The sequence below is a fragment of the Cohnella sp. OV330 genome (assembly GCF_900112065.1).
GTDB lineage: Bacteria > Bacillota > Bacilli > Paenibacillales > Paenibacillaceae > Cohnella.
The window spans coordinates 41,465-67,753 of record NZ_FOKE01000014.1 but is presented as its reverse complement, the minus strand read 5'-3'; the positions used below and the strand labels follow the sequence as shown (position 1 = coordinate 67,753).

27 protein-coding genes are annotated in these 26,289 nt (G+C 57.1%); all 27 read left to right on the top strand.

Annotation, left to right across the window (positions count from 1 at the left end; genetic code table 11):
• Positions 1–92 precede the first annotated feature (92 nt).
• Complete coding sequence (locus tag BM235_RS27180; protein WP_090117401.1) at positions 93–1,730, top strand: YifB family Mg chelatase-like AAA ATPase; 1,638 nt, start codon at positions 93–95, stop codon at positions 1,728–1,730.
• Positions 1,731–2,014: 284 nt separating this feature from the next.
• Positions 2,015–3,175 (top strand): ADP-forming succinate--CoA ligase subunit beta, encoded by a 1,161-nt coding sequence (sucC, locus tag BM235_RS27175; protein WP_090117400.1) that lies wholly within the window; start codon positions 2,015–2,017, stop codon positions 3,173–3,175.
• Positions 3,176–3,202: 27 nt separating this feature from the next.
• The gene (gene sucD, locus BM235_RS27170; RefSeq protein WP_090117399.1) at positions 3,203–4,129 is read left to right on the top strand and encodes a succinate--CoA ligase subunit alpha; all 927 of its coding nucleotides are present in this window, start codon (positions 3,203–3,205) and stop codon (positions 4,127–4,129) included.
• Positions 4,130–4,209: 80 nt separating this feature from the next.
• Positions 4,210–5,331, top strand: a complete 1,122-nt coding sequence (gene dprA, locus BM235_RS27165) for a DNA-processing protein DprA (protein ID WP_255374627.1) — start codon at positions 4,210–4,212, stop codon at positions 5,329–5,331.
• A 79-nt stretch (positions 5,332–5,410) separates the two neighbouring features.
• Entirely contained in the window at positions 5,411–7,507 is a 2,097-nt protein-coding gene (topA, locus tag BM235_RS27160; RefSeq protein ID WP_090117398.1) for a type I DNA topoisomerase, read from the top strand.
• 82 nt (positions 7,508–7,589) lie between these two features.
• Positions 7,590–8,918, top strand: coding sequence for an FADH(2)-oxidizing methylenetetrahydrofolate--tRNA-(uracil(54)-C(5))-methyltransferase TrmFO (gene trmFO, locus BM235_RS27155; RefSeq protein WP_255374626.1), 1,329 nt, complete (start codon positions 7,590–7,592; stop codon positions 8,916–8,918).
• 141 nt (positions 8,919–9,059) lie between these two features.
• A complete protein-coding gene (gene hslV, locus BM235_RS27150) occupies positions 9,060–9,602 on the top strand; it encodes an ATP-dependent protease subunit HslV (protein ID WP_090117396.1) in 543 nt (180 codons plus the stop codon).
• A 23-nt stretch (positions 9,603–9,625) separates the two neighbouring features.
• A complete protein-coding gene (hslU, locus tag BM235_RS27145; RefSeq protein WP_090117395.1) occupies positions 9,626–11,020 on the top strand; it encodes an ATP-dependent protease ATPase subunit HslU in 1,395 nt (464 codons plus the stop codon).
• 35 nt (positions 11,021–11,055) lie between these two features.
• Positions 11,056–11,823: a GTP-sensing pleiotropic transcriptional regulator CodY gene (gene codY, locus BM235_RS27140; protein ID WP_090117394.1), complete on the top strand. Its 768-nt coding sequence runs from the start codon at positions 11,056–11,058 to the stop codon at positions 11,821–11,823.
• 235 nt (positions 11,824–12,058) lie between these two features.
• Entirely contained in the window at positions 12,059–12,466 is a 408-nt protein-coding gene (gene flgB / locus BM235_RS27135) for a flagellar basal body rod protein FlgB (protein ID WP_090117393.1), read from the top strand.
• Positions 12,467–12,512: 46 nt separating this feature from the next.
• Positions 12,513–12,962 carry a flagellar basal body rod protein FlgC gene (flgC, locus tag BM235_RS27130; protein WP_090117392.1) on the top strand — a complete coding sequence of 150 codons (450 nt, stop codon included), beginning with the start codon at positions 12,513–12,515 and terminating at the stop codon, positions 12,960–12,962.
• A gap of 60 nt (positions 12,963–13,022) precedes the next feature.
• The gene (gene fliE, locus BM235_RS27125; protein ID WP_090117391.1) at positions 13,023–13,337 is read left to right on the top strand and encodes a flagellar hook-basal body complex protein FliE; all 315 of its coding nucleotides are present in this window, start codon (positions 13,023–13,025) and stop codon (positions 13,335–13,337) included.
• Between the two features lie 44 nt (positions 13,338–13,381).
• Positions 13,382–14,965, top strand: coding sequence for a flagellar basal-body MS-ring/collar protein FliF (gene fliF, locus BM235_RS27120; RefSeq protein ID WP_090117390.1), 1,584 nt, complete (start codon positions 13,382–13,384; stop codon positions 14,963–14,965).
• Positions 14,966–14,976: 11 nt separating this feature from the next.
• Positions 14,977–15,993 carry a flagellar motor switch protein FliG gene (gene fliG / locus BM235_RS27115; RefSeq protein ID WP_090117389.1) on the top strand — a complete coding sequence of 339 codons (1,017 nt, stop codon included), beginning with the start codon at positions 14,977–14,979 and terminating at the stop codon, positions 15,991–15,993.
• Positions 15,986–16,819 carry a FliH/SctL family protein gene (locus tag BM235_RS27110; RefSeq protein WP_090117388.1) on the top strand — a complete coding sequence of 278 codons (834 nt, stop codon included), beginning with the start codon at positions 15,986–15,988 and terminating at the stop codon, positions 16,817–16,819. The genes fliG and BM235_RS27110 overlap by 8 nt, the downstream gene beginning before the upstream one ends.
• The gene (gene fliI / locus BM235_RS27105; RefSeq protein ID WP_090117387.1) at positions 16,809–18,125 is read left to right on the top strand and encodes a flagellar protein export ATPase FliI; all 1,317 of its coding nucleotides are present in this window, start codon (positions 16,809–16,811) and stop codon (positions 18,123–18,125) included. The genes BM235_RS27110 and fliI overlap by 11 nt, the downstream gene beginning before the upstream one ends.
• Before the next feature lie 12 nt (positions 18,126–18,137).
• The gene (gene fliJ / locus BM235_RS27100) at positions 18,138–18,578 is read left to right on the top strand and encodes a flagellar export protein FliJ (protein WP_110468899.1); all 441 of its coding nucleotides are present in this window, start codon (positions 18,138–18,140) and stop codon (positions 18,576–18,578) included.
• 32 nt (positions 18,579–18,610) lie between these two features.
• A complete protein-coding gene (locus BM235_RS27095) occupies positions 18,611–19,519 on the top strand; it encodes a MotE family protein (protein WP_143106737.1) in 909 nt (302 codons plus the stop codon).
• A gap of 43 nt (positions 19,520–19,562) precedes the next feature.
• The gene (locus tag BM235_RS27090; RefSeq protein ID WP_090117385.1) at positions 19,563–20,969 is read left to right on the top strand and encodes a flagellar hook-length control protein FliK; all 1,407 of its coding nucleotides are present in this window, start codon (positions 19,563–19,565) and stop codon (positions 20,967–20,969) included.
• Positions 20,970–20,995: 26 nt separating this feature from the next.
• Entirely contained in the window at positions 20,996–21,448 is a 453-nt protein-coding gene (gene flgD / locus BM235_RS27085) for a flagellar hook assembly protein FlgD (protein ID WP_090117384.1), read from the top strand.
• Complete coding sequence (locus BM235_RS27080; RefSeq protein WP_255374625.1) at positions 21,441–21,842, top strand: TIGR02530 family flagellar biosynthesis protein; 402 nt, start codon at positions 21,441–21,443, stop codon at positions 21,840–21,842. The genes flgD and BM235_RS27080 overlap by 8 nt, the downstream gene beginning before the upstream one ends.
• Positions 21,843–21,940: 98 nt before the next feature.
• Positions 21,941–22,765, top strand: a complete 825-nt coding sequence (gene flgG / locus BM235_RS27075) for a flagellar basal body rod protein FlgG (protein WP_090117382.1) — start codon at positions 21,941–21,943, stop codon at positions 22,763–22,765.
• A gap of 87 nt (positions 22,766–22,852) precedes the next feature.
• Positions 22,853–23,086, top strand: coding sequence for a flagellar FlbD family protein (locus tag BM235_RS27070; protein WP_090117381.1), 234 nt, complete (start codon positions 22,853–22,855; stop codon positions 23,084–23,086).
• Complete coding sequence (locus tag BM235_RS27065; protein WP_090117380.1) at positions 23,083–23,565, top strand: flagellar basal body-associated FliL family protein; 483 nt, start codon at positions 23,083–23,085, stop codon at positions 23,563–23,565. Before BM235_RS27070 ends, BM235_RS27065 begins: the two co-directional genes overlap by 4 nt.
• Positions 23,566–23,598: 33 nt before the next feature.
• On the top strand, positions 23,599–24,600 hold the full coding sequence (gene fliM / locus BM235_RS27060; protein ID WP_090117379.1) for a flagellar motor switch protein FliM: 1,002 nt from the start codon (positions 23,599–23,601) through the stop codon (positions 24,598–24,600).
• The gene (gene fliY, locus BM235_RS27055; protein ID WP_090117378.1) at positions 24,590–25,888 is read left to right on the top strand and encodes a flagellar motor switch phosphatase FliY; all 1,299 of its coding nucleotides are present in this window, start codon (positions 24,590–24,592) and stop codon (positions 25,886–25,888) included. The genes fliM and fliY overlap by 11 nt, the downstream gene beginning before the upstream one ends.
• 24 nt (positions 25,889–25,912) lie before the next feature.
• Positions 25,913–26,275, top strand: coding sequence for a response regulator (locus BM235_RS27050; RefSeq protein ID WP_090117377.1), 363 nt, complete (start codon positions 25,913–25,915; stop codon positions 26,273–26,275).
• The last annotated feature ends 14 nt before the right edge of the window (positions 26,276–26,289 follow it).

Genomic DNA, 26,289 nt, shown 5'->3' with positions numbered 1-26,289 from the left:
CTTAACGATAACGAAATAAAATGGATACGGAACGAAGGGAAGCACCTTGCTCCGGCGACGAAGTTACGTTGCGGAGGGAAGGTGTATTTTTTATGTACTGCAAATTGTTAAGCGCTATCGTGCTCGGCGTTGAAGGCAAGCTTATTGAGGTCGAGGTGGACATCGCGGCAGGTTTGCCCCAGGTTAACGTGGTCGGATTGCCCGATCCTGCCGTTCGCGAATCGATCGACCGCGCAAGGGCAGCCATTCAAAATGCCGGCATGAAGTTTCCGCTTGATCGCATCACGGTCAATCTGGCGCCTGCGGACATGCGCAAGCAAGGGAGCGCGTTCGATTTGGCGATCGCCGCGGGCATTCTTTGCGCGAGCGGCCAGATGCCGCAGGATGAGCTGGAGGGCGCCCTGATTATCGGAGAATTGTCGTTGAACGGGGAGGTTAAGGCAGTACCGGGCGTGCTGGCGATGGCCGAGAATGCCCGATCGGCCGGTTTGCGACGCGTGTACGTGCCGCCGGCTAGCGCTCATGAAGCCGGATTGATTGAAGGCATCGAGGTCATATCGGTCGCGTCGCTGGCGGATTGGATTTGCGGTCGAAGCGGGACGGGCGCTTCGGCGCAGCCGATCGAGACGGCGCAAATCGGAGAGCCTGCTTTGGGGGCCTCGCCCGATTTATCGGACGTTTCCGGCCAGCTGCAGGGCAAGCGGGCGCTCCTGATTGCCGCGGCCGGGATGCATAACCTGCTTTTCCTAGGGCCTCCGGGCACGGGAAAGACGATGCTTTGCAGGAGACTTCCATCGCTGCTGCCGCCGCTCGCGGACGAAGAGGCGCTTGAGGTGACTAAGATCTACAGCGTAAGCGGGAAGTTTCCGGGTGCCCGAGCCGGCTTGATTCGGGCGCGTCCATTTCGTGCGCCGCATCACACGGTGTCGACATCGGGCTTGATCGGCGGAGGGCCCGTGCCCAAGCCGGGCGAAGTGACGCTCGCGCATCGCGGAGTTCTCTTTTTGGACGAATTGCCCGAATTCGGGCGAAGCGCGCTCGAGTCGCTCCGACAGCCGCTCGAAGACCGTCATGTGACGATCGGCCGCGCACGCGGCGTGACGCGTTTCCCCGCAAGCTTCATGCTGGCGGCCGCTATGAATCCGTGCGCCTGCGGCTACTGGGGCGGCGACCAGACCGAGCAGCCGTGCACCTGCTCGGCCGGCTCGCTCGCCCGATATCGCGCCAGGATGTCCGGGCCGCTGGCCGACCGGATCGACCTCCAAGTCGAGATTCCGAGACAGCCCGTCAGCTTCGGGAACGGCGGAATGTCGTCCGAAGAGGCGAGGGAAAAGCTGAGCGTCGCTTATGAGCGACAGCAGCACCGCTATGCCGAAGCCGGAATCCGGTGGAACAGCGAGCTGTCTGGACGATTGTTGGCCGTTCACGCAAGGCTAGCGAGCGATGCGGAGGCGCTATTGACCGGCATGTACAGCAGGTTAGGCCTTAGCTACCGCGCTCACGACCGCATCCTGAAGTTGTCCCGAACGATCGCGGATCTCGAAGATTGCGATGCCGTACGGCTCGAACATGTCGCCGAGGCGGTGCAGTACCGTGCGCTGGACAGACAAACGACGGGCTACGAGCCTGGTATAATCCGAGAAACGCAGGTTAAACAGGGCGGCGGCAAGCCGGAATCGTCTTCGCGGGGCGAAAGGAACGCGGCGGATCGAACGGCCGCAGGCAACTAGGGCAGCTGAAATCAACTACGGACATGTCGGCGAGCCGATAGGCACCAATGGGCAGAATCGATGAATATCGCCCCTGTCGATTGGGCCATGTTAAACATCGTGCGGCTCATTTGACGGCCTTTCATTCTCCTTTTTAGATGAAATCGTTGCCAAAGTCATCTAAAAATTTGATGAAAAACAGAGGAACGCCCAGACGAAAAGTGATACAATGGGTAAGGTTTGGTGCTTGTACGAAGTGCCTACAAGGTTGTTATGATGCGTTTTAAACGGGAGGATGCAGGGCCATGAATATTCATGAGTATCAAGGCAAGGAAGTCTTGAGACAGTACGGCGTCGCCGTACCTCGCGGCAAGGTCGCGTTTACGGTCGACGAAGCGGTCAAGGCTGCCGAAGAGCTCGGCACGGCCGTCTCGGTCGTCAAGGCGCAAATCCATGCCGGCGGACGCGGCAAGGCCGGCGGCGTCAAGGTAGCCAAAAACCTGGACGAGGTTCGTCAATATGCCTCCGACATTCTCGGCAAGGTTCTGGTCACGCACCAGACTGGCCCGGAAGGCAAGGAAGTCAAGCGCCTGCTGATCGAAGAAGGCTGCGACATCAAAAAGGAATATTATGTCGGCTTGGTCGTCGACCGCGGCACCGGCCGCGTCGTCCTGATGGCTTCCGAAGAAGGCGGCACCGAGATCGAAGAAGTCGCCGCGCACTCCCCTGAGAAGATCATTAAGGAAATCGTCGATCCGGCGATCGGCCTGCAGACGTTCCAGGCTCGCCGCATCGCTTACGCCATCAACATTCCGAACGAGCTCGTGAACAAAGCGGCGAAGTTCATGCTTTCGCTCTACCAAGCGTTCGTGGACAAGGATTGCTCCATCGCAGAGATCAATCCGCTGGTCGTCACCGGGGGCGGCGACGTTATGGCCCTCGACGCCAAGCTGAATTTCGATTCCAACGCGCTGTTCCGCCACAAGGATATCGTGGAGCTCCGCGACCTGGACGAAGAAGACGAAAAGGAAATCCAAGCTTCCAAATACGATCTGTCCTACATCGCGCTTGACGGCAACATCGGTTGCATGGTCAACGGCGCGGGCCTTGCTATGGCTACGATGGACATTATCAAATATTTCGGCGGCGAGCCGGCCAACTTCCTCGACGTCGGCGGCGGCGCCACGAAAGAAAAAGTAACCGAAGCATTCAAGATCATCCTGTCCGACGCGAACGTGAAGGGCATTTTCGTCAACATCTTCGGCGGCATCATGAAGTGCGACATCATCGCCGAAGGCGTCGTTGCCGCTGCGCGCGAGCTGGGTCTCGACAAGCCGCTCGTCGTTCGCCTCGAAGGCACGAACGTCAAGCTCGGCAAGGAAATTTTGAACAACTCCGGCCTCAATATCGTGGCCGCGGATTCGATGTCGGACGGCGCCCAGAAGATCGTCGCGCTGGTGAAATAATCAGGGAGAACCGGGGAGTGTGAAGTCATGAGCATCTTGATCGATAAAAATACGAAGGTCATTACCCAAGGCATCACGGGGGCAACTGGCGCGTTCCACGCCAAGGGCGCACTCGAATACGGCACGCAAATGGTCGGCGGCGTTACGCCGGGCAAGGGCGGCCAAACGATCGATTTCGATCTGGAGAACGGCACGAAGGTAACGCTGCCGATTTTCAACACGGTTCGGGAAGCCGTCGCCAAGACCGGCGCAACCGCGTCCGTCATTTACGTTGCGCCTCCGTTCGCTGCCGATTCGATCATCGAAGCGGTCGACGCGGAGCTGGACCTTGTCATCTGCATCACCGAAGGCATCCCGGTACTCGACATGGTCAAGGTTAAGCGTTATATGGAGGGCAAGAAGACCCGCCTGATCGGACCGAACTGCCCGGGCGTCATCACGCCGGACGAGATCAAGATCGGCATCATGCCGGGTTACATTCACAAGAAGGGTCATGTCGGCGTCGTATCCCGTTCGGGCACGCTGACGTATGAAGCCGTGCATCAACTAACGACGCGCGGAATCGGCCAATCTTCCGCGGTCGGCATCGGCGGCGACCCTGTCAAAGGCTCCGAGTTCATCGATATTTTGAACCTGTTTAACGAAGACCCGGATACGTACGCGGTCATCATGATCGGCGAGATCGGCGGCACGGCCGAAGAAGAAGCGGCGGAGTGGGTCAAAGCCAACATGACCAAGCCTGTCGTCGGCTTCATCGGCGGCGCTACGGCGCCTGCCGGCAAACGTATGGGCCATGCCGGCGCGATCATCTCCGGCGGTAAAGGCACCGCTGCCGAGAAGATCAAAGTGCTTGAAGAATGCGGCATTCGAGTTGCGCCGACGCCTTCCGACATGGGCGCTACTTTGGTCGCGGTTCTCGAAGAACGCGGCATGCTGGAAAAGTGCAAGAGCTAATTTTTAGACAAAATACGTGATTTTTCGGATGGCAGGCAGCCTTCCGCGCTCTGAACGGAGCGTGGAGGGCTGTTTGTTTTTTGAAAAACAGGAAGGTTGTGCCGAAATTGCTCGAGCAGATGCGCGATACGTTGGCGGCGCTACACGAGACGGAAGGCGTCGGCTGGGAAACGATCAACACGATTATGGCAAAAGACGGTCTAAAGGACGCAGCGCTGCGAAGACCCGCCGAATGGCGGGAATTGGGGCTATCCGTCCGACGCGCGGAGGCGATTGCCGCGAGCTTGGAAAGCCGACGAATGGAACAGCGCCGCGCCAGATGGGAGAAAACAGGACTATCCGTCGTAACGGAAATGGATCCGGACTATCCGGATTTGCTGCGGCATATTTACAGACCGCCTTGGGTGCTCTATTATATTGGACGATTGGAATTGCTTGCTAGACCGCAGGTTGCCGTCGTCGGCACGCGGCAAGCGACGATATACGGCAAGCGGGCGGCCGAGGATTTATCGGCCGCATTCAGTCATGCCGGGCTCGCGGTAACGAGCGGAATGGCCAAAGGCATCGATGCCGCCGCCCATGCCGGCGCGCTTCGCGGCAACGGCGGGACGGTGGCGGTGCTTGGCTCGCCGGCGGATGTGGTTTACCCGCCCGAAAACCGCGTGCTCTACAGGCGAATCGTTGAAGAGGGCTTAATTGTCTCGATGACGCCGCCGGACGTCCCGATTCATCCCGGCATGTTTCCGATGCGCAATCGAATCATCGCGGGGTTGTCGCTCGGGGTAGTCGTAGTAGAGGCGGCGTCGCGCAGCGGGGCATTGCTTACGGCGAACGAAGCGATCAAGGAAAATCGAGACGTATACGCAGTGCCGGGTCCGATCAGCTCGCCGAGAAGCCGCGGCACGCTCGAGCTGCTTCGCGACGGAGCGGCCGCCCAAGTGCTTGAAGCGGAGGATGTGATCAAGCATTACCGTCGCTATCTAGGCGGCGTTCGGATTCCCGAAATGCCTTCGTACGGCGAGCCGGAGCTGACGGAACAGGAAGCGCGAATATTCCGTCTGCTAGCCGACGGGCCCGCTTCCGCGGAGGAGCTATGTCATCGCAGCGGCCTCACGTTTGGACTTTTACACGCGGTTCTGATATCTTTACAAATAAAGCAACGAATACACCAGCAGCCCGGTTCCGTATATATAGCCCTTTGAGCCGTCCCGTCGATTCCGGATTTTCAGCGGACGACGGTCCAGCCAGGGGCCCGTTGACCGTAGGAGAGGAGGTTTTGACGTGGCGGATTCACTCGTCATCGTAGAATCCCCGGCCAAGGCCAAGACGATCGGCAAGTACTTAGGCAGCAAGTATATCGTCAAGGCATCCATGGGGCACATCCGCGATTTACCGAAAAGCCAGATCGGCGTGGAAGTGGAAAACGATTTTCAACCGAAATATATAACGATCAGAGGCAAGGGGAGCGTCCTCAAAGAGCTTAAGGACGCCAGCAAGCGGGTAAAGCGCGTCTATCTCGCGGCCGACCCCGATCGCGAAGGCGAAGCGATCGCATGGCACCTTGCCCATTATTTGGAGTTGAACGAAAAGGACGCTTGCCGCGTCGTATTTAATGAGATTACGAAGCAGGCCGTCAAAGACGCATTCAAGACGCCTCGCCCGATCAACATGGATCTTGTCAACGCGCAGCAAGCCCGGCGCGTACTCGATCGACTGGTCGGCTACAAGATCAGCCCGCTGCTTTGGAAAAAAGTGAAAAAAGGCTTGAGCGCAGGCCGCGTTCAATCGGTTGCGGTCAAGCTGATCATGGACCGGGAAAACGAAATCAAAGTATTCGAGCCCGTCGAATATTGGAGCATCACCGCTCACTTGAAGCAGGGGGCGTCTGCGTTCGAAGCGAAGTTCCATTCGCTGGCCGGCGACAAGAGCGAGCTTCACACCGAAGCGGACGTCAACAAAGTACTTGAAAAAATCGGCGATCGTCCTTTTACCGTCGGCGAGATCAAGGAAAAGGAAAGGCAGCGCAACCCGTCGCCGCCGTTTATTACGAGCTCCTTGCAGCAAGAAGCGGCACGAAAGCTGAACTTCCGCGCTTCCAAAACGATGCAGGTCGCTCAGCAGCTGTATGAAGGCGTCGATATCGGCGCCGAAGGTACGGTCGGTCTTATTACGTACATGCGTACGGACTCGACGCGTATCTCGCCGATCGCGCAAGAGGAAGCCAAGGGCTTCATCGAGGAAAAGTACGGGGCGAGCTTCTACCCGGAAACGCCGCGCGTCTATTTAAAAAAGAATGCCAACGCGCAAGACGCGCATGAGGCGATCAGGCCGACTTCCGTTCTGCGAACGCCCGAAGAGGTGAAGCAGTATCTGTCTCGCGATCAGCTTCGGCTCTACAAGCTCGTATGGGAGCGCTTCGTCGCGAGCCAGATGTCTTCCGCCGTGCTCGACACGATGACGGTCGACCTGGCGAGCGGAGAAGCGACATTCCGAGCGGCCGGCTCGAAGCTTAAATTCGCCGGATTTATGAAGGTATACGTTGAAGGCAGCGATGACGACACGCCCGACGAGGAGCGACTGCTGCCTGCGCTGACGACCGGAGACAAAGTGCTGACGGAGTCTGTCGAGCCGAAGCAGCACTTCACCCAGCCGCCTCCGCGTTATACGGAAGCGCGCCTGGTCCGGTCGCTTGAGGAACTCGGCATCGGCCGTCCGAGCACGTACGCGCCGACCCTCGAGACGATTCAAAAACGTAATTATGTCGCCATCGAGGAGAAGAAGTTTTTCCCGACCGAGCTCGGGGAACTCGTCATTCAGCTCATGGAGGAGTTTTTCCCCGAAATCCTGGATGCCGAATTCACTGCGCATATGGAAGGCGACCTCGACCATGTCGAAGACGGCAAAGAAGATTGGGTCGACGTCATCGGCGAATTTTACAAGTCGTTCGAGAAGCGGCTTGAAGTGGCCGAGGAAGAAATGAAAGAAATTGAAATCAAAGACGAGCCATCTGACGAGATCTGCGAGAAATGCGGCAGCCAGATGGTTTACAAAATGGGCAGATTCGGCAAGTTCCTAGCTTGTTCGGGGTTTCCCGAATGCCGCAATACGAAGCCGATCGTCAAGGCAACGGGCGTCACTTGCCCGAAGTGCAAGAGCGGGCAGGTCGTCGAGCGGCGCAGTAAGAAGGGACGCATGTTCTACGGCTGCGACAAGTATCCGGAATGCGACTTCGTCTCTTGGGACAAACCGGTACCGAAACCTTGTCCCGATTGCGGAGGCATGATGGTGGAAAAACGCGTGCGAGGCCAGACAGAATGGCATTGCACCGCGTGCACGCATCAGGAAGAAGCCGCAGAACTCGAAGAAGCGTTCGACTAAAAAATAGGCGGCTCTCCAGATCGCAAGCGCGACTTGCGATCGAGAGAGCCGAATGCATTTGCAGGGCAGGAGGCAACTGATCGTGAATACATATCCAGCCGTAACGGTGGTAGGGGCAGGACTTGCAGGCAGCGAAGCGGCTTGGCAGATCGCTTCCCAAGGCGTGCCGGTTAAGCTGTACGAGATGAGACCCGTTCGCAAAACGCCGGCCCACCATACGGACCGGTTCGCGGAGCTCGTATGCAGCAATAGCTTAAGAGCCAACGGCCTGACCAATGCGGTCGGGGTACTTAAAGAAGAAATGAGACTGCTGCAGTCGCTTATCCTATCGTCGGCGGATCGCCATGCCGTGCCTGCTGGCGGCGCCCTTGCCGTCGACCGCGAAGGCTTTTCCGGCGAAGTAACGAGCCGCTTGCGCGAGCATCCGCTCGTCACCGTCGTCAACGAAGAGCTATCCTCGATTCCGCAGGACGGGATCGTCGTCATCGCGACCGGTCCGCTGACCTCTCCGGAATTGTCGGCGCAGATCAAGGACTTGTTCGGCGAAGAATATTTTTATTTCTACGACGCGGCGGCGCCGATCGTCGAGAAAGACTCGATCGACATGGACAAAGTCTTCCTCGCATCGCGGTACGACAAAGGCGAAGCGGCGTATTTGAACTGCCCGATGACCGAGGAGCAATTCGACGCATTTTATGAGGCGCTCACGACCGCCGAGACGGCCGAGATCAAAGACTTCGAGAAGGAAATGTACTTCGAAGGCTGCATGCCCATCGAAGTAATGGCGGGCCGCGGCAAGCAGACGGTGCTGTTCGGCCCGATGAAGCCTGTAGGCCTTGTCGATCCGCGGACCGGCAAGCTGCCGCACGCGGTCATACAACTGCGGCAGGATAATGCGGCAGGCACGCTGTTTAATCTGGTCGGCTTCCAGACCCATCTCAAATGGGGCGAACAGAAGCGCGTGTTCTCGTTGATCCCCGGTCTCGAAAATGCGGAATTCGTGCGTTACGGCGTCATGCATCGCAATACGTTCATCAATTCTCCGAAGCTGTTGCGGCCTACCTATCAATATCGGGAAAGAGATTCGCTCTTTTTCGCTGGACAGATGACGGGCGTCGAGGGCTACGTCGAATCGGCGGCCTCCGGTTTGATCGCAGGGTTGAACGCGGGCCGACTCGCACGCGGTCTGGCGCCGGTGACGCTGCCCGAGCACACGACGCTTGGCAGCATGGCCCATTACATTACGACGGCCGATTTTCGCCATTTCCAGCCGATGAACGCGAACTTCGGCTTGTTCCCGCCGCTCGGCAGGAAAGTGAAGAGCAAGAAAGAGAAAAACGAGGCGATCGCGGAACGCGCGCTTGAGGCGGTCCGTGCATTCGCCGAGGAATCGCGGTTGGTGGGCTCTTAGTGCGATAAGCAATCGAAGCAGCGGCAGCGCATGATGAGCTGACCGCTTCTTTGGCGCAATAGATGCCGGTTATTGAAAAGGTCAATGTCGGACAAAGAACCGAAGCATGATTCAATAGCGATAGACCAGGGAGGAATTAGCTTGGAAGCAACTTTTCACGCGACGACGATTTGCGCCGTCCGGCACGACGGGAAGGGCGCGATCGCTGGGGACGGTCAGGTCACGTTCGGCAATAGCATGGTGATGAAGGCTTCGGCCAAAAAGGTGCGCCGTCTGTATCGCGGCCAGGTGCTTGCCGGATTTGCGGGATCGGTCGCGGACGCGATTACGTTGTTCGAAAAGTTCGAAGGCAAGTTGGAAGAGCATCACGGCAACCTGCAGCGGGCCGCCGTCGAGCTCGCCAAAGACTGGCGATCGGATCGCGTTCTGCGCCGGCTCGAGGCGATGCTGCTCGTCGTAGACGCTACAGGCATGCTCCTGCTGTCCGGGAACGGCGAGGTCATCGAGCCCGACGACGGGATCCTCGCGATCGGATCGGGCGGCAGCTTTGCCCTTTCCGCAGCCCGAGCATTGAAGCGCCATGCGCCGCAGCTTACTGCCGCTGAGATAGCAAGAAACTCGCTGCAGATCGCTTCCGAGATCTGCGTATTCACGAACGACAATCTCGTCGTCGAAGAGATTTGAATCGGATAAGTGGAGGGATAGCGATGAACGATCAACTCACCCCGCGCCAGATCGTGGCCGAGCTGGATAAATATATCGTCGGTCAAAAACCCGCCAAGCGTTCGGTAGCCGTGGCGCTGCGCAACCGGTATCGCCGCAGCAGACTCCCCGACGAGATGCGAGACGAGGTCGTGCCTAAAAACATATTGATGATCGGACCGACAGGCGTCGGGAAGACAGAAATCGCCCGCAGGCTTGCGAAACTCGTTCATGCGCCATTTATCAAGCTTGAAGCGACGAAGTTTACCGAAGTCGGCTACGTAGGGCGCGACGTCGAATCGATGATTCGGGATCTCGTCGAAACCTCGATCCGCATGGTGAAGGAAGAACGGACGGAAAAGGTGAAGGATAAAGCCGTCCGCGCGGCCAATGAACGTTTAGCCGCATTGCTCGCGCCTTCTCCGGCCAAGGCGAAGTCGCAGCGCAATCCGCTGGAGATGCTTTTCGGCGGCAATGCGAACGCGCAGGCCGAGGAACCCGAACCGGTCGACCCGGATCTAGTCTCCAAGCGTGCCGAACTTTTAACCAAGCTCGAAGAGGGAAAGCTGGAAAACGAGCTTGTCGAGGTCGAGGTCGAAGACCAGACGCCTTCGATGATGGATTTGTTTTCCGGTCCCGGACAAGAGCAAATGGGCCAAAACATGCAGGAAATGCTGAGCCAGTTCATGCCTAAAAAACGCAAAAAGCGCAAGCTGCCCGTTCGGGACGCCCGCAAGGTGCTCGTTCAGGAAGAAGCGGGCAAATTGATCGACATGGACGAGGTCGTCTCCGAGTCGGTTCGGCGCGCCGAACAATCGGGCATTATTTTCCTGGACGAGATCGACAAGATCGCCAGCAACGGCCGCGGGCAGGGGCCTGACGTGTCGCGTGAGGGAGTGCAGCGCGACATCTTGCCGATCGTCGAAGGCTCGACCGTCGTGACCAAGTACGGTCCAGTCAAGACGGATTATATTTTGTTCATTGCAGCGGGCGCCTTCCATGTCGCGAAGCCGTCGGACCTGATTCCGGAGCTCCAAGGGCGCTTTCCGATCCGCGTCGAGCTCAGCAGCTTGACGGACGAAGACTTCGTACGAATCCTGACGGAGCCGGAGAATGCGTTGACAAAGCAATATGCGGCCCTGCTGCGCACCGAAGGGATCGAGGTAGAATTCACGCGGGAAGCGATCTCGGAGCTGGCGAATATGGCGCAGGACGTGAACCGCAATACCGAAAATATCGGCGCGCGGCGGCTTCATACGCTGCTCGAGAAGCTGCTTGAGGATTTGTCCTTCGAGGCGCCGGAGCTGCAGCTCGAACGACTGGAGATCACGCCGGAGTATGTGCGGGAAAAGCTCGGCACGATAGCGAGCAATCGCGATTTAAGCCAATATATATTGTAAAAGCCGTTGCTTAAGTCAGGCAGGAGGACGCAGTCATGACGCTTTTGGAAAAGACCCGCACGCTGAACGCGCTGCTTCAGAAGGCCGCGGGGAAATCGTTAAGCTTTCTGGAGATGGCCGAAGGCTTGCGGGGGACGCTTACGGGCGGCGTGTTCGTCGTCAGCAGGCGCGGAAAATTATTAGGGGCCGCCTTGCCTTCCCATTTTCAGGAATGGATGCTGAAGCAAGAAGGACAGGAAGATTATCGTTTTCCGAACGAAACGAACGCTCGACTGCTTCGAATCGAGACGACGGCGGTCGACGTTGACATACAATCGCTCTTGGCGCCGGTCGATGCCGCGTTTGCGGGCACGCATGTGACAATTGTGCCAATTATTGGAGGAGGAGACCGTTTAGGGACTATAGTCCTTGCCCGCGAAGGCGGCCATTTCGGCGACGATCACCTCATTCTTGCGGAATACGGTTCGACGATTATCGGCATGGAGATCTTGAGGGAACGGGCGGAAGAAGCCGAGCTGGAATCTCGCAGCAAGACGGTCGTCGCGATCGCGGTTAGTTCGCTTTCCTTCAGCGAATTGGAGGCAGTCGACCAGATTTTTGAGGAATTAGAAGGAAAAGAAGGCCTTCTCGTCGCTTCGAAGGTTGCGGACAGAGCGGGAATAACGAGGTCGGTCATCGTGAATGCGCTTCGGAAGCTGGAGAGCGCCGGGGTCATCGAGACGCGGTCGCTTGGCATGAAGGGGACTTACATTCGAATCATGAATCCGAAATTGCTGCCGGAATTGGCGGCCAGAAAATCCTGATTTTCCCACATTAAATCGATGATTGCCCTAAACTTCCTCGTGAAGATTAGGGCTTTTTTCTTATTGTCTTATTAGGTCCACTCATAGATGATATCTTTAGAAATTTTTAATCTCCTATATATCGACTTTTTTCCACTTCTGGTGAAGACTTTGTCGAAAAAAAAGAGGAATTTGGATTTTTAGGACGAAGTTATTATTAGAGAAGTGATAGTTTTCTAATAAAGGGGGTTGAGACATGGATTTGCTGAGCGGCGTTAGCTACCAGCGGCTCGAGGGCGCATTGCATGCGGCTTCGTTGAGGCAGAGCGTTCTGCAAAACAATGTGGCCAATGTCGATACGCCTAACTTTAAAAGGTCGGACGTTCAATTCGAGCAATTGCTGAGTGCGGCGATGGACAACACCGGGCAATCGACAATAATCGGGAAACGGACGGATCCGAGACATATCGCGATCGGCGCTTCGGGCTCGCTTCCGGACGCGCAAGTGCTGTCGGACAAGACGACGGTTTTTAACAACAGCGGCAACAACGTAGATATCGACAGCGAGATGACCAAGCTTGCCGAAAATCAACTGCGTTATAACTTATATATCCAACAGCTGAACCACGACGTAAAGATGATGCGCACAGGAATGGGTAAATAAGCGTACGCTTTGAATCAAAAGAAGACCCACTCGAGGAGGGGCATTAATGATTCTGGGAAGCTTCGATATCAGCGCTTCCGCCTTGACCGCGCAAAGATTGCGCATGGACGTCATTTCGTCGAACATCGCGAATGCGGAAACGACGCGCGCTTCTTATGTCGACGGCAAATTCGTTCCATACCGCAGGAAAATGGTGGAAGTCGCGCCGGTCGACACGACGTTCCAAAATTTGTTGAACGACAAGATGGACGCGACAGGCGCCCAGGGCGTAAAAGTCACGGCGATCAAGGACGACCAGACGCCGTTCAAGCAAGTATACAATCCTACCCATCCCGACGCCGACGCTAACGGCATGGTCAGCATGCCTAACGTCGACGTGCTGAAGGAAATGGTCGACATGATCTCGGCCACGCGTTCCTACGAAGCCAGCGTCACGGCCCTCAACGCCAGCAAATCGATGTTCTCCAAAACGCTTGAAATCGGCAGAGGCACTTAATTTATGTATTTGTTCGCAGTACCCACGAACCTCATTACCCACGCGAGGATGGATTGAAACATGATTATTAATAATCTTTTGGGCGCTTCCGGCATTACGGCCGCTTCGATGTCCCAGCTTCAAAACGCGCAGGCCGGAACGACGCCTTCCGAAGCGACGGCAAGCTTTGCGGATTTCCTGAAAAAGGCCGTAGATAGCGTATCTGCCCAAGAGCAAAATGCACATCAAGTGACGGATCAATTTATAGTGGGGAACGCGGATGTGAGCGATGTGATGATCGCTTCCACCAAAGCCGAACTCAGTCTCGAAATGACCGCTCAAGTTCGCAATAAAGTGGTCGAGGCCTACCAAGAAGTCATGCGGATGCAGATGTAACTTGGGTTAGACAAGCATCCAAAGTCCGCAGATGAGGTGAAATTGTGAACGAAAGATGGGCCCGCTTGAGAGATAGACTGTTCGGCTTTTGGAATCAATACAGTAAAAAGCAAAAATGGATTTTAGCTTCATCCGCGGCGTTTATACTGATCTTTATCATTTTTATTTCATACTTGCTTACGCGTACGCAGTACGAGCTGGCCTTTCAGGATCTCGACAGCGGCGACGCGTCGGCCATCATGGAATATTTGAACGGCAGCGGCATTCCTTACAAGCTCGGCGACGGCGGCACGAGCATCTCCGTTCCGAGCGCGTCGGCGGACAAAGTTAGGGTCGATGTCGGCTCCCAAGGTCTCGTGCAGAACGGCAGCATCGGTTTCGAGGAGCTGAGCCAATCCTCCTCGACGATCGGCACGACCGATCAGGAATTCAAGGTGAAGTACCGCAACGCGCTGAACGGCGAAGTGCAGCAGCTGCTCCAAGGCATGCAGGGCGTCAAAAAGGCGAAGGTACTGATCAATCTGCCCGAAGAATCCGTCTTCCTCAACGATTCGGACAAGGAGCTCGCCACGGCTTCCGTACAGATTACCTTCAAGCCGGGATACCGCCCGAAGCAAGAAGAGATCGACAGCTATTACAAACTGGTCAAGACATCGGTCCCGAACCTCGAATACGACGGCATTACGATTACAAGCACGACGGGAGATCTCGCACCATCCGCCAAGCTTGGCGGGACGGGGGCGGTCGGGGGCAGCGCCCTCGACGAGCAATTCGCGATACAAAAGCAGTACGAGAGCGGCGTAAAGACGAACATCCAATCGATATTGGCCAAGACGGTCGGCATGGACAACTTCGTCGTCAGCGTCGTGTCGACGCTAAACTTCGATCAGAGATCTACGCAGCTCAATCTGGTCAAGCCGCTCGATAATAACGACAACAAAGGCATCGTCATCAGCGAGCAGACGCAAAGCGAATCGACGACCGGCGGCACGGGTACGGCAGGCGGCGTCGCAGGCACGGGATCGACCGACGTGCCGAACTATCCGTCCGGCGGCACATCCGGAACGGCGAGCTCCGAGAGCACGAGCGGCACGACGAACTACGAACCGAGCCGGGAAACGACGAACATCGCGTACGCGCCTTATCAGGTCAAGGATCTCGCGATCAGCGTAGCCGTCGATTCGACGGTCATGACGCCGGAGAAGCAGACGCAGCTCGAACAAATGCTGCGCAACAACGTGCGGATCCTGCTTGCGGATTCCGGGCAAACGCTGTCGGACGCCGACCTTGCCAATCGCGTTTCAGTCGTGTCGCAGGAATTTTCCAACGAGTCCGCAGGGAGCGGGGGCGTATCCGCTTCGTCGCTTTGGCTGGCGGGTATCGGCGTCGCGGCGCTCGCGGTACTTGGCGGTGCCGGATATCTGGTATACCGCAGACGCAAAAACGCAAGGGAAGCCGAAGCCGCGGCTGCGCAAGAGCTGCTCGACGCGCCGCGCGCGGAGCTGCCGACGATCGACATCGAGAGCGTCACGAACGAGAGCCAGGTCCGCAAGCAGCTCGAAGGGCTCGCGAAGCGCAAACCGGACGAATTCGTCAATCTATTGCGTACATGGCTGGTGGATGAATAGAGGTGGCATACATGGCTAAAGGAACGCAAACGCAGCTCAGCGGCCGTCAAAAAGCGGCGATTCTGCTCATCACGCTCGGACCCGAAGTGTCCGCTCAAGTTTTCAAGCATCTGCGGGAGGAAGAAATCGAGCAGCTTACGCTCGAAATCGCCAACGTCCGCAAAGTCGATCATATCGAAAAGGAATCGATCCTCAGCGAGTTTCATCAAATATGCGTGGCTCAGGAGTACTTGACGCAGGGCGGCATTACGTACGCCAAGGAAATTCTCGAGAAAGCGCTTGGATCGCAAAAGGCGAACGACATTTTGAATCGCCTGACCGCAACGCTGCAAGTAAGGCCTTTCGACTTCGCTCGCAAGGCGGAACCGACGCAAATTTTGAACTTTATCCAGAATGAAAACTCGCAAACGATCGCGCTCGTGCTCTCTTACCTTGCGCCCGAACAATCGTCGGCGGTCTTGTCCTCGCTGCCGACGGAAAAGCAGGCAGACGTCGCCAGGAGAATCGCGCTGATGGACAGCACGTCGCCTGATGTCATCGCGCAGGTAGAGCGAGTGCTCGAGCAGAAGCTTTCCTCGACCGTCACCCAGGATTACACGAATGCAGGCGGCATTGAAGCGATCGTTCAGATCTTGAACGGCGTAGACCGCGGTACGGAGCGTACCATTCTCGATTCGCTCGAGATTCAGGATCCGGAGCTCGCCGAAGAGATCAAAAAGCGTATGTTCGTTTTCGAAGATATCGTCAATCTCGACAATCGTTCGATCCAACGAATCATTCGCGACGTCGAGAGCCCCGATCTGCAGCTGGCGCTTAAGGTCGCAAGCGAGGAAGTGCGGGACGCGATTTTCCGCAACATGTCGAAGCGCATGGCCGAGACGTTCCGCGAAGAAATGGAATATATGGGACCCGTCCGGTTGCGAGACGTCGAAGAAGCGCAGACGCGCATCGTAGCGACGATCCGCAGGCTCGAGGAGTCCGGCGAGATCATCATCGCTCGCGGCGGAGGAGACGATATCATTGTCTAATCTGATCAAATCCTCTCATGTCATTTCAGTCGAACAACTGAAGCGGTTGGAGCAGATTCGATTCGTCTCTCAATCGATGAAGCAAGGAGGCGCCGAAGCGGACGAAGAAGAAGCGGTCGGCGCAGAGACGCTTCAGCTCAAAGACCGGATATTGGCCGATGCCGAGGAGACGGCGAAAAGCATTCTTCAAGACGCATCCGAGCAAGCAATCCGAATCCAGGCCGAAGCCGAAGCGGAAGCGGCGGATTGGTGGGAGGGGCGAAGGGCTGAAGATGCCGAGTTCGTAGAAGATGCTAAGCGCAGAGGCTATGAGGAAGGCTTCGCGAGCGGTGCTGAGCAAGCTGAGCATCAGACGCTGGCCAGGATGGATCAGATGATGCAGGAAGCGCAGCGCGTCGTGTCTCAGGCCTATGAAGCCAAGGCGCGAATCATCGCCGAAGCGGAGCGATTCGTCGTCGAGCTGAGCTGCGAGATCGCCGGGAAAATCGTGCGCGGCGCATTGGGAAGCGCCCCGGAGACGGCCTTGGACTTGATGAAGCAAGCATTGGCACGGCGCAAGGAGCAAGGAACGATCACGCTATGCGTTGCGCCCGATCAGTTCGAATTCGTGGAGGCAGCCAAAGACGAGCTCGCGCTGGCCGTCGATTCGCAAGCGGAGCTGCAGATCGTCCCGGACCCTACGGTTCGAGGCGGCGGCTGCGTGATCCGATCCGCCTACGGCAGCATCGACGCAAGAGTCGATACGCAGTTGGAGACGATCCGCGAAGAACTGTTGCAAATCGCGGCGCATTCCTCCGAAGAAGGGATGAACGCGGATGGCGCTTGATCTCGGGAAATACGCCGAGGCGCTGAAGCATATCGATCCGGTCCGCGTAAACGGAAAAGTGGCGCAGATCATCGGCCTCACCGTCGAGTCCGAAGGACCGGATGCGGCGATCGGCGAGGTCTGCCTCATCTATCCGGTTCGGGGCGGGGCGCCGATCGAGGCGGAGGTCGTCGGATTTCGCGACAACCGCGTGCTGTTGATGCCTTTAGGCGAGCTACAGGCGATCGGACCCGGCTGCGATGTCGTCGCAACCGGCCGGCCGCTGACCGTACAGGTCGGATCCGAGCTGCTCGGACAAGTGCTCGACGGGCTCGGCCGACCGCTCGACGGCGGTAGATTGCCGGCGCGAATGCCCAGGTATTCGACGCAGAGCATACCGAGCAATCCGCTCAAGCGTCCGCGCGTGACCGATCCGCTGGGGACCGGCGTTCGTTGCATCGACGGCTTGCTGACCGTGGGGCAAGGACAACGGATGGGCATTTTTGCCGGTTCGGGCGTCGGCAAAAGCACGCTGCTTGGCATGATCGCGCGCAACACGTCGGCGGACGTCAACGTCATCGCCCTGATCGGGGAGCGCGGACGGGAGGTGCTCGAGTTCATCGAACGCGATCTCGGCCCCGAAGGTCTTGCCAGATCCGTCGTCATCGTGGCGACATCCGACCAGCCCGCATTGATTCGGATCAAAGGCGCGTTAATCGCGACGTCGATCGCAGAGTACTTCAGAGACCGCGGCATGAACGTCATGATGATGATGGATTCGGTCACGCGGTACGCGATGGCGCTCCGCGAGGTCGGACTCGCCATCGGGGAGCCGCCGGCTACGCGAGGCTACACGCCGTCCGTTTTCGCGGCGCTGCCGAAGCTGCTTGAACGGGCAGGGACGGGCCCTGCCGGATCCATTACCGCTTTTTATACCGTGCTGGTAGACGGCGACGACATGAACGAGCCGATCGCGGACGCCGTTCGCGGCATCTTGGACGGCCACATCGTCTTAAGCAGGCATTTGGCCCACAAAGGGCACTTCCCGGCCATCGACGTGCTGGCCAGCATCAGCCGCGTCATGAAGGATATCGTCGCCTCCGAACAGCAGGATGCCGCGGAGCAATTGAAGCGATTGTTATCCGTCTATCGCGATTCGGAGGATCTGATCAATATCGGCGCTTACCAGCGGGGGACGAACCCCCAGATCGATAAAGCCATTCAATTTATCGACGCCATCAACGATTACTGCAGGCAGCGAACAACGGAAAAGCTGACGCTGCAGCAGGCGCAGGAACGGTTGGTCATTGACTTCTACAAGAGATGAGGCTGAATATTCTTGCGGTTCCGATACCCGTTGCAAAAGATCGTAGATCTTAAGGGAAGCGAGAAGTCGATGGCGGAATGGGAATACGCCGCGTCGCTCGGACGCCTACGTAGCGAAGAAGAGCAGCTCGACCAGCTCCGACAGGAGCGCGGCGCTTACGAACAAGAGTTGTCCGAGCGTTCGTCGCGACCGACTGCGCTAGCCGAGCTTCACCTGCTGCAGGATTACATCACTTTTTTGGACGACAGGATCAGGCAACAAAGACAAGGCGTGCGCGCGGCCGAAGAGCATGTCCAGCAGCGTCAGGTATTCCTCACCGACAAGATGGTGGACGAGAAGGTATGGCAAAACGCACGCTCCAAATCGCTGCAAAAGTACCGGCAGGAAGCGCTCATCCGCGAGCAGAACGAATTGGACGAGATTGCGCTGCGGAGAGCATCGGCCAGAAGGTAACTTAGTCAGCTTGGTGAATGGAGGGGAAGGCCGTGGCGGATGCCAGCGCGGAAAAAAGCGGCTATTCCGGATTTGAACGTTTTCTCTTTTTTATAACGCCTATCGTATTCACGGCGATATTACTGTTCGTTCTTCTCATTATTTTCAATCCGGCTTTGCGAGAGAAGGCGCAGACGATCGGCAATCAAATACCGGTCATCGATTCGCTCGTTCCGGACGCGAAAAGCACCGTGGATCCCGCAAAGCAGTCAGAGGTCGAGTCGGTAAGCGAGGCGCGTACGAAGCTGGCCGAGCTTCAAGCGCTTCTGTCGCAGCGCGACGCTGCGCTCAAGGCGGCGGACGCCAAAAGCGTCACGCAGCAGAAGACGATCGCGGATCTCCAGGAAAAGATCGCCGCGCTCGACAAACAGGCGAGCGACCATCAGATCAACCAGGATGCCTATCAAGCCAAGATTCGATCGCTGGCCGATATGTACGGCAAGATGACGCCAGGCAAGGCGGCTCCGATTATGGAGAGTTTGACCGCAGAGGAAGCGGCGCTCGTCATGGGCTCGATGAACGATGCCTCCAGAGGCCGCATTCTCGAAAAGATGACGCCGGCTGTAGCAGCGGATATCACGATGCGGCTTAAGGACGCCGATGGCGTGACCAACCAGCAGATCGCGGCGCTGCAGGCGAGAGTCAAACAACTGGAAAGCCAGACGAAGACGGCGTCGAGCTCGCTCGACAGCGCAGCGCTCGCAAGCACCTTTTCTTCGATGGACGCGGCAAGCGCGGCTGATCTCCTGCTGAAGATGGCGAGCACGGAGCAGACGAAGACGCTTAGAATCTTGAGCGCGATGGATAACACCGCCCGATCCGGCGTACTCGCGGCTATGTCGCAAAAAGATGCGGAAAAGGCTGCGTCGCTCGTAAGCAAGCTTGTACCCGCGAACCCTTAAATGAGGCTCGACGGATGATTCTAATCGAAGGGAGGTGAAAAAAATGAATGTTCAATCGACGAACGCAACGGCAAGCACGAACGCGAGCGGTACGGGCTCGTCCAAAAATTCAGCCGCTGCCGGCATTTTCCAGGGCGTGTTGGTTCAAAAGATCGACGCGGGCGGCACGACCGCCGGTGCAGGGACGGCCAATTCCAATCCATTGGCCGGATTACTCGGCATGCTAACCGCCGTATTAGGCGCAGCGCCCGAAGATTCGAACGGCGAAGCCTCGTCGGATGGCGAAAGCGAGCTCGCTCAGTTGTTGAACGGGTTGGAGGACAAGCTCGGTCAGGTCGAGCAGGACACCCAGCCTTCGGATGCGCTGCTGGAGAAAATGGCGGAGCTGCTTGCCAGCCTCCAAGCGCTGCTTCAACAAAATGCAGGTCAAGCCGCTTTTGCCGGGAACGCGGGAACCGCCGCTTTACAGAGCGGAGCCGCAACGAACGCGCCGGTCGCCGAACAAACGCAGGCTTCGGTCATCGTGCCGGCGCTGCGGGACGCTATCCAAACTCTTCGTTCGATGATGCAGAACGGTCAATTGTCGACGGCCGAGGCAGCCGAAGCCGGAGCGGGGATACAACAATTCCTGCAAACGGAGCAGCCTGGTCCTTCGCCTGTCAAAACGGATCGCAAACCCGCAGGAACGAATCAGGGGCATTCTGCCGTTCAGTCCGCCGAACCTGATGCGGAGAGTGTCGATGCTGCCGCTTCCCAGGTTGAGGTCAAGCGATCCTATCCGGTATTCAAAGAGCCGGTCGTTTATTGGAACCTGCATGCTTCGTCCGCGCAGGGCGAAAGCGCCACTTCCGAACAAGCGACGATCGCGGACGCGACCGCCGGCACGGAAGAGCAACCGGCGAATCTGAACTGGCAACCGATCGCTTCGGACGCCGGCGTGAAACCGGATTTCGCCGCTAGCGTCAAGCAGCAGGCGCCTGTGACGGTGCCGGGAAATCAATTCGCGGAGCAGATGGACAAGTTTCTCGTGAAACAGTTTAAGCTGACGAGCGGCAACGGTATTTCCGAAGCGAACCTTAATCTGCATCCGGAGCATCTGGGCGAAGTGCAGATCCGCCTTACGATTCAAAACGGCGTCTTGAACGCGCAATTCGTTACGCACAATGAAGCTGCGAAGGAATTGCTCGAAAATCAAATGGCGCAGCTTCGGGGAACGCTCCAGAACCAAGGCATCCAGGTAGACCGGGTCGAGGTCGTTCAACAGCAGCAGCCGGCAGCGGACAGCCCCTCCTTCATGAACCAGGAGCAGCGGAGGCAGCAATCGCAGGGCGGCGAATCTAAACGGTCGACGGACGGCGTAGAAACCTTGGAGGAATTCGAAGAGGAGCTCGAGCGATCCGCCACCTTAAGAGAAGCGGGCTTCGGCGGTTCCCTCAACGTCACGGCATAAGCGAACCAAGGAGGTGACCGAAAAAAATGGCAACGATCTCGAAAACGGTTTGGTCGAACTATTCGACCTTGAACAAGACGGAACCTACGGGAGCGAGCTCGGAGCTCGGCAAGGATCAATTCATGAAGATTCTGCTAACGCAGCTTCAAAACCAAGATCCGATGGAGCCGATGCAAGACAAAGACTTTGTCGCTCAAATGGCGACTTTCTCCTCCCTAGAACAGACGATGAACATGGCGACCGAGTTGCATAGCTTGAGCCAATCCGCGGCGCTTGCCTCCAGTCTGATCGGCAAGCAGGTCGAATGGCTTGGCGCGACGAATAACGGTTCGACGGTAACGAAGACAGGCGTCGTCGATTCGATCAAGATGAAAAACGGAGACCAGTTCGCCGTTATCGGAAAAGACGAAGTGGCGATCTCGGACTTGACGTCCGTGACCATCGCCGCGCAGGAGGGCGAGGCGGAGACCGGTGAATGATCCGATGTCCGGTCTGAGCGTCGGACTCGCAGGCAGGCCTGTCATTCCATTGACGTCGGCGACGCGTCAAGGGTTGCGCCATACGGAAGAAACGAAGTCGCCGGACGGCAATGCTTTTAAAACGATGCTTGCCGCGGAATCGCTGAAATTCAGCCATCATGCCGAACAGCGTCTTTCTCAACGAGGCATCAAGCTCAGTCCCGAACAGCTTAGCGCGATCGCTTCGGCCGTGGATCAAGCTTCGGCGAAAGGCGCCAAAGACTCGCTCGTGCTTTACCGGAACGTGGCAATGATCGTCAACGTACCGAGCCGCACCGTCGTAACGGCCATGGACGACAAGTCGATGCAGCAGCACGTATTCACCAACATCGATAGCGCCGTCTTCGTAAAATAGCCAAGCAGAAAAAGGCCGGACCTCACGAGGAGGCCTGAACCGTGGAATGAATGAAGCGGTTCGTCTGCGAAGGAAACTTAAATGGAGAGTGAATTTTAATGTTGCGTTCCATGTATTCGGGCGTATCCGGCATGCGGGGATTCCAAACCAAACTCGACGTTATCGGCAACAATATCGCGAATGTCAATACGGTCGGTTTCAAGGCGGGCCGCGTCATGTTCAAGGACATTTTGAGCCAGTCGATGTCCGGCGTCACGTCGCCAGTCGAGGGGACTTCGGGCGGCGTTAACGCCAAACAGATCGGTCTTGGCGTTTCGGTCGCCTCGATCGACAACGTCCATACGGCGGGAAGCGCGATGACCACGAACGTGCCGACCGACCTGCGGATCGACGGCGACGGATTTTTCGCTGTCAAGCCGAGCGGCGATTCCGACGCGACGTATCTGACTCGTGCGGGCAACTTTACGCTCGACGCGAACCGTCAGTTGGTCAATGGCGACGGGATGTTCGTCGTATCCGCCGACGGAGACGCGCCGATCACGCTGGATGAAGGCGTAACCTCGTTCTCTATCTCTCAGAACGGCAGCATCGTCTCGATCGACCAGGACGGCAATCAGGTGGATACCGGCATTCAAATCGGCGTCGCCAAAGTCGTCAACCCAAGCGGCCTGGAAAAGATCGGCGGCAATTTGTACCGCGTAACGCCGAACGCGAATCCGGAAGGCGAGCTGAACCTCGGTACCGCGCAAGACGCGGAACGCGGCACGGGCACGATCGTTGCCGGCCAGCTGGAAATGTCGAACGTCGACCTGACGAGCGAATTCACCGAGATGATCGTCGCGCAGCGCGGATTCCAGGCGAACTCGCGCATCATCACCACTTCCGACTCGATCCTCGAAGAAGTCGTGAACCTGAAGCGTTAATCGTTAATATCCGCATCATGATGATCGTACGAAAGTCCAGAATCACCGCGGGAGGGGGAATCCCTCCCCAATTACGGAGGGATTCCCATGATCGCCGTCACGCGGCTTAACGGTACGCAATTTTTTATCAATGCCCTGCTGATCGAATCGGTAGAGCAGACGCCGGATACGCTCGTCACGCTGACGACCGGCAAAAAATACATCGTCGTCGAAAATAGTTCGGATGTGATCCGCTCCATTCGCCATTATCTGCGAAGCATTGGCATCATGGCTGCGCTCACGAGTCCGTCCGATACGCAAACGGAGGGAGCTTCTTCATGAAAAAAATGTTGCCTTGGCTTGTATCTCTGCTTCTGGCGATCACGCTGATCGTGATCGCCGGGCTCTATTCCTGGTCCACCTTCTTCGGCAAGAAAGACGCCGTAGACACGGAAACGGCAGTACAGGAGAGCGTGAAGCACGTAGAGGCCGAAGCGCTCTCCGCGGAAGAACGGAGCAAGGTCACATCCGATTTGAACGATATAAAAACGAACCTGTCCGATACGAACTACATCGTCATCTTCGGCTTCACCTTCCAACTGGACAACGCAAAAGCGAAAGCCGAATTCGACGAGATCAAAGACAGCGTCATCAAGCCTATCATCAATCGCGCGCTCTGGAACACGACGCCGGACGAGATGCAGGGCACGAAGGGCAAGGACGAGCTGGTGGCCGAGCTGCTGAACGAGATCAACCCGGTGCTCACCAATGGCAAGGTCGTCAAGATCGGCATTACGAATTTCTTAATGCAAGAGCTGTAAGTCGCGCCGGATACGGGAAAGGGGTGAACAAAATTGGTTGACGTTCTGTCTCAAAACGAGATCGACGCCTTGCTGGCCGCGCTGTCCTCCGGCGAGATGGACGCCGAGGAGCTTCGCAAGGAGGATACCCAGAAGAAGGTCAGGGCTTACGACTTTAAACGGGCGACGCGATTCTCCAAAGACCACATCCGAAGCTTGACGCGTATCCATGAGAACTTCGCGCGCTTTCTGACGACATATTTTTCTGCTCAACTGCGGACGTTCGTTCAGATCAATGTCGTGCAGGTCGAGCAGCTGCCGTACGATGAATTCATCCGTTCCATCCCGAAGATGACGATTCTGAACATTTTCGAAGCGGAACCGCTCGAGGGTCGAATGGTGTTGGAGGTACACCCCAACGTTGCCTTCGCCATGCTCGACAGGCTGCTGGGCGGCGCGGGGACCGCACCGTCCAAGATCGGCAGTTTGACCGAGATCGAGAATATCATCATGGAGAAAATTTTCAGCCGCGCGCTAGAGACGCTGCAGGAAGCGTGGCGAACCGTCATCGATATCGAGCCAAGGCTAGAGGCGCTGGAAACGAACCCGCAGTTCATGCAGATCGTCTCGCCGAACGAGACCATCGCCTTGATCTCGCTCAGCACGAAGATCGGAGATACGACCGGCATGATCAATCTGTGCATCCCGCACGTCGTCATCGAGCCGATCATGTCCAAGCTGTCCGTGCATCACTGGTTCGTATCCCAAAAGAAATCGCGTGCGCCTGAAGAATTCAGGCAGTTGGAGCAGCGGGTCACGAAAGCGAAGCTGCCGATCGCGGCGGAACTCGGATCCTCTCAAATCTCGATCCACGAATTTTTAAATCTCGGCGTCGGCGACGTCATTACGCTCGGCAAGAGCGTCGACAGCGGCCTGGATATTAAAGTCGGGGACAAGCTGAAGTATATCGGCAGCCCCGGCACGGTTCGGGACAAGATTGCGGTCCAGATCCTCGAGATCATCGACGAAGGAGTGGAAGAAGCCCATGACGAGTAAGGATTACTTGTCCCAGGAGGAGATTGACGCCCTGCTGAGGCAATCTGCCGGCGACCCGGAACCGGCGCCCGCCGCGCAGGCTGAGATGCACATCGACGACTATCTCACGCCGCTGGAACAAGACGCGCTCGGGGAGATCGGCAATATTACGTTCGGCAGCGCAGCTACCGCGCTATCGACGCTGCTGAGCAGAAAGGTCGACATCACGACGCCGAAGGTGTCAATGATATCCCGCGATAAATTCATCAGTGAGTTTCCGAGGCCGCATGTCGCCGTTCACGTGGATTATGTAGACGGCTTCGAAGGCATCAATTCGCTGGTGATCAAGACGCATGACGCGCAAGTGATCGCAGACTTGATGCTCGGCGGCGAAGGCAACGTGCAGACGGAAGAGTTGAACGAGATCCATATCAGCGCCGTTCAAGAAGCGATGAATCAAATGATGGGTTCGTCGGCGACGTCGATGTCGACGATCTTCAATCGCTTCGTGAACATCTCTCCGCCGGCGGTCGACGTGATGGACGTTCAAAAAAACACCGGCATCGAAAAGATACCGCCTGACGAAGTGTTCGTTAAAATTTCGTTCCGCCTGAAAATCGGAGAGCTGATCGATTCGACGATCATGCAGCTGTTGACGGTGGCATTCGCCAAGGAACTCGTTCATTCGCTCATCGGCGGCATGGACGAAACGCCGGCCCCGGCTCCTGCGCAAGCGCCGGTCCAGCAGCCTAGCGCTCCGGCTGCGCAAGCGCCTCAGTATGCGCCTCCGCCGCAAGCTGCACCGCCGCAACCGCAGGCTCAAACTGCGTACGACTATCCGCCGCCCGGCGCTTATCCGCCTCCTGGATACCCGCCTCAGCAGCCGATGTACGCCCAGCCGCAGTACGCTCAACCGCAGTACGCACAGCCGCAATACGCCATGCCGCCGCAACAGCCGCAAACCCTTGGCGGACCGGCTGGCCGCAACGTCAACGTACAGCCTGTTCAGTTTGCCGGGTTCCCTGCAGGGGGCGGAGCGCACGCGGACGAGACCAATTTAAATCTTTTGCTTGACATACCGCTGCGAGTCACAGTAGAGTTGGGCCGGACGCACAAACAAATCAAGGATATTCTGGAACTGTCCCAAGGCTCGATCATCGAGTTGGACAAGCTGGCCGGCGAGCCGGTGGATATTCTGGTCAACAACAAGCTGATCGCCAAAGGCGAAGTCGTCGTCATCGACGAGAACTTCGGCGTTCGCGTGACAGACATCGTCAGTCAGTGGGATCGCGTTCAAAAAATCCAATAATCAGCATCCTGGGAGGAAATCGTTATGGCAAATCGTATTTTGGTCGTGGACGACGCAGCATTCATGCGCATGATGATTCGAGACATCTTGACGAAAAACGGTTATGAGGTCGTAGGCGAGGCGCAAGACGGCTCGCAGGCGATCGAAAAATTCAAGGAATTGTCCCCGGATCTCATCACGATGGACATTACGATGCCCGAAATGGACGGTATCGCAGCGCTGAAGGAAATCCGCAAGATGGATTCCAACGCTAAAGTCATCATGTGCTCCGCGATGGGCCAGCAAGCGATGGTCATCGATGCGATCCAAGCCGGCGCCAAAGACTTTATCGTGAAGCCGTTCCAAGCGGACCGCGTTATCGAAGCGATCAAAAAAACGCTGGGTTGATCGGCGACCGAACG

Bases quoted from the DNA above. Each gene is read 5' to 3' on its own strand.
- BM235_RS27180 (WP_090117401.1), top strand. From the start codon at position 93: ATGTACTGCAAATTGTTAAGCGCTATCGTGCTCGGCGTTGAAGGCAAG.
- sucC (WP_090117400.1), top strand. From the start codon at position 2,015: ATGAATATTCATGAGTATCAAGGCAAGGAAGTCTTGAGACAGTACGGC.
- sucD (WP_090117399.1), top strand. From the start codon at position 3,203: ATGAGCATCTTGATCGATAAAAATACGAAGGTCATTACCCAAGGCATC.
- hslU (WP_090117395.1), top strand. From the start codon at position 9,626: ATGAACGATCAACTCACCCCGCGCCAGATCGTGGCCGAGCTGGATAAA.
- codY (WP_090117394.1), top strand. From the start codon at position 11,056: ATGACGCTTTTGGAAAAGACCCGCACGCTGAACGCGCTGCTTCAGAAG.
- flgB (WP_090117393.1), top strand. From the start codon at position 12,059: ATGGATTTGCTGAGCGGCGTTAGCTACCAGCGGCTCGAGGGCGCATTG.
- flgC (WP_090117392.1), top strand. From the start codon at position 12,513: ATGATTCTGGGAAGCTTCGATATCAGCGCTTCCGCCTTGACCGCGCAA.
- fliE (WP_090117391.1), top strand. From the start codon at position 13,023: ATGATTATTAATAATCTTTTGGGCGCTTCCGGCATTACGGCCGCTTCG.
- fliG (WP_090117389.1), top strand. From the start codon at position 14,977: ATGGCTAAAGGAACGCAAACGCAGCTCAGCGGCCGTCAAAAAGCGGCG.
- fliI (WP_090117387.1), top strand. From the start codon at position 16,809: ATGGCGCTTGATCTCGGGAAATACGCCGAGGCGCTGAAGCATATCGAT.
- BM235_RS27090 (WP_090117385.1), top strand. From the start codon at position 19,563: ATGAATGTTCAATCGACGAACGCAACGGCAAGCACGAACGCGAGCGGT.
- flgD (WP_090117384.1), top strand. From the start codon at position 20,996: ATGGCAACGATCTCGAAAACGGTTTGGTCGAACTATTCGACCTTGAAC.
- flgG (WP_090117382.1), top strand. From the start codon at position 21,941: ATGTTGCGTTCCATGTATTCGGGCGTATCCGGCATGCGGGGATTCCAA.
- BM235_RS27070 (WP_090117381.1), top strand. From the start codon at position 22,853: ATGATCGCCGTCACGCGGCTTAACGGTACGCAATTTTTTATCAATGCC.
- BM235_RS27065 (WP_090117380.1), top strand. From the start codon at position 23,083: ATGAAAAAAATGTTGCCTTGGCTTGTATCTCTGCTTCTGGCGATCACG.
- fliY (WP_090117378.1), top strand. From the start codon at position 24,590: ATGACGAGTAAGGATTACTTGTCCCAGGAGGAGATTGACGCCCTGCTG.
- BM235_RS27050 (WP_090117377.1), top strand. From the start codon at position 25,913: ATGGCAAATCGTATTTTGGTCGTGGACGACGCAGCATTCATGCGCATG.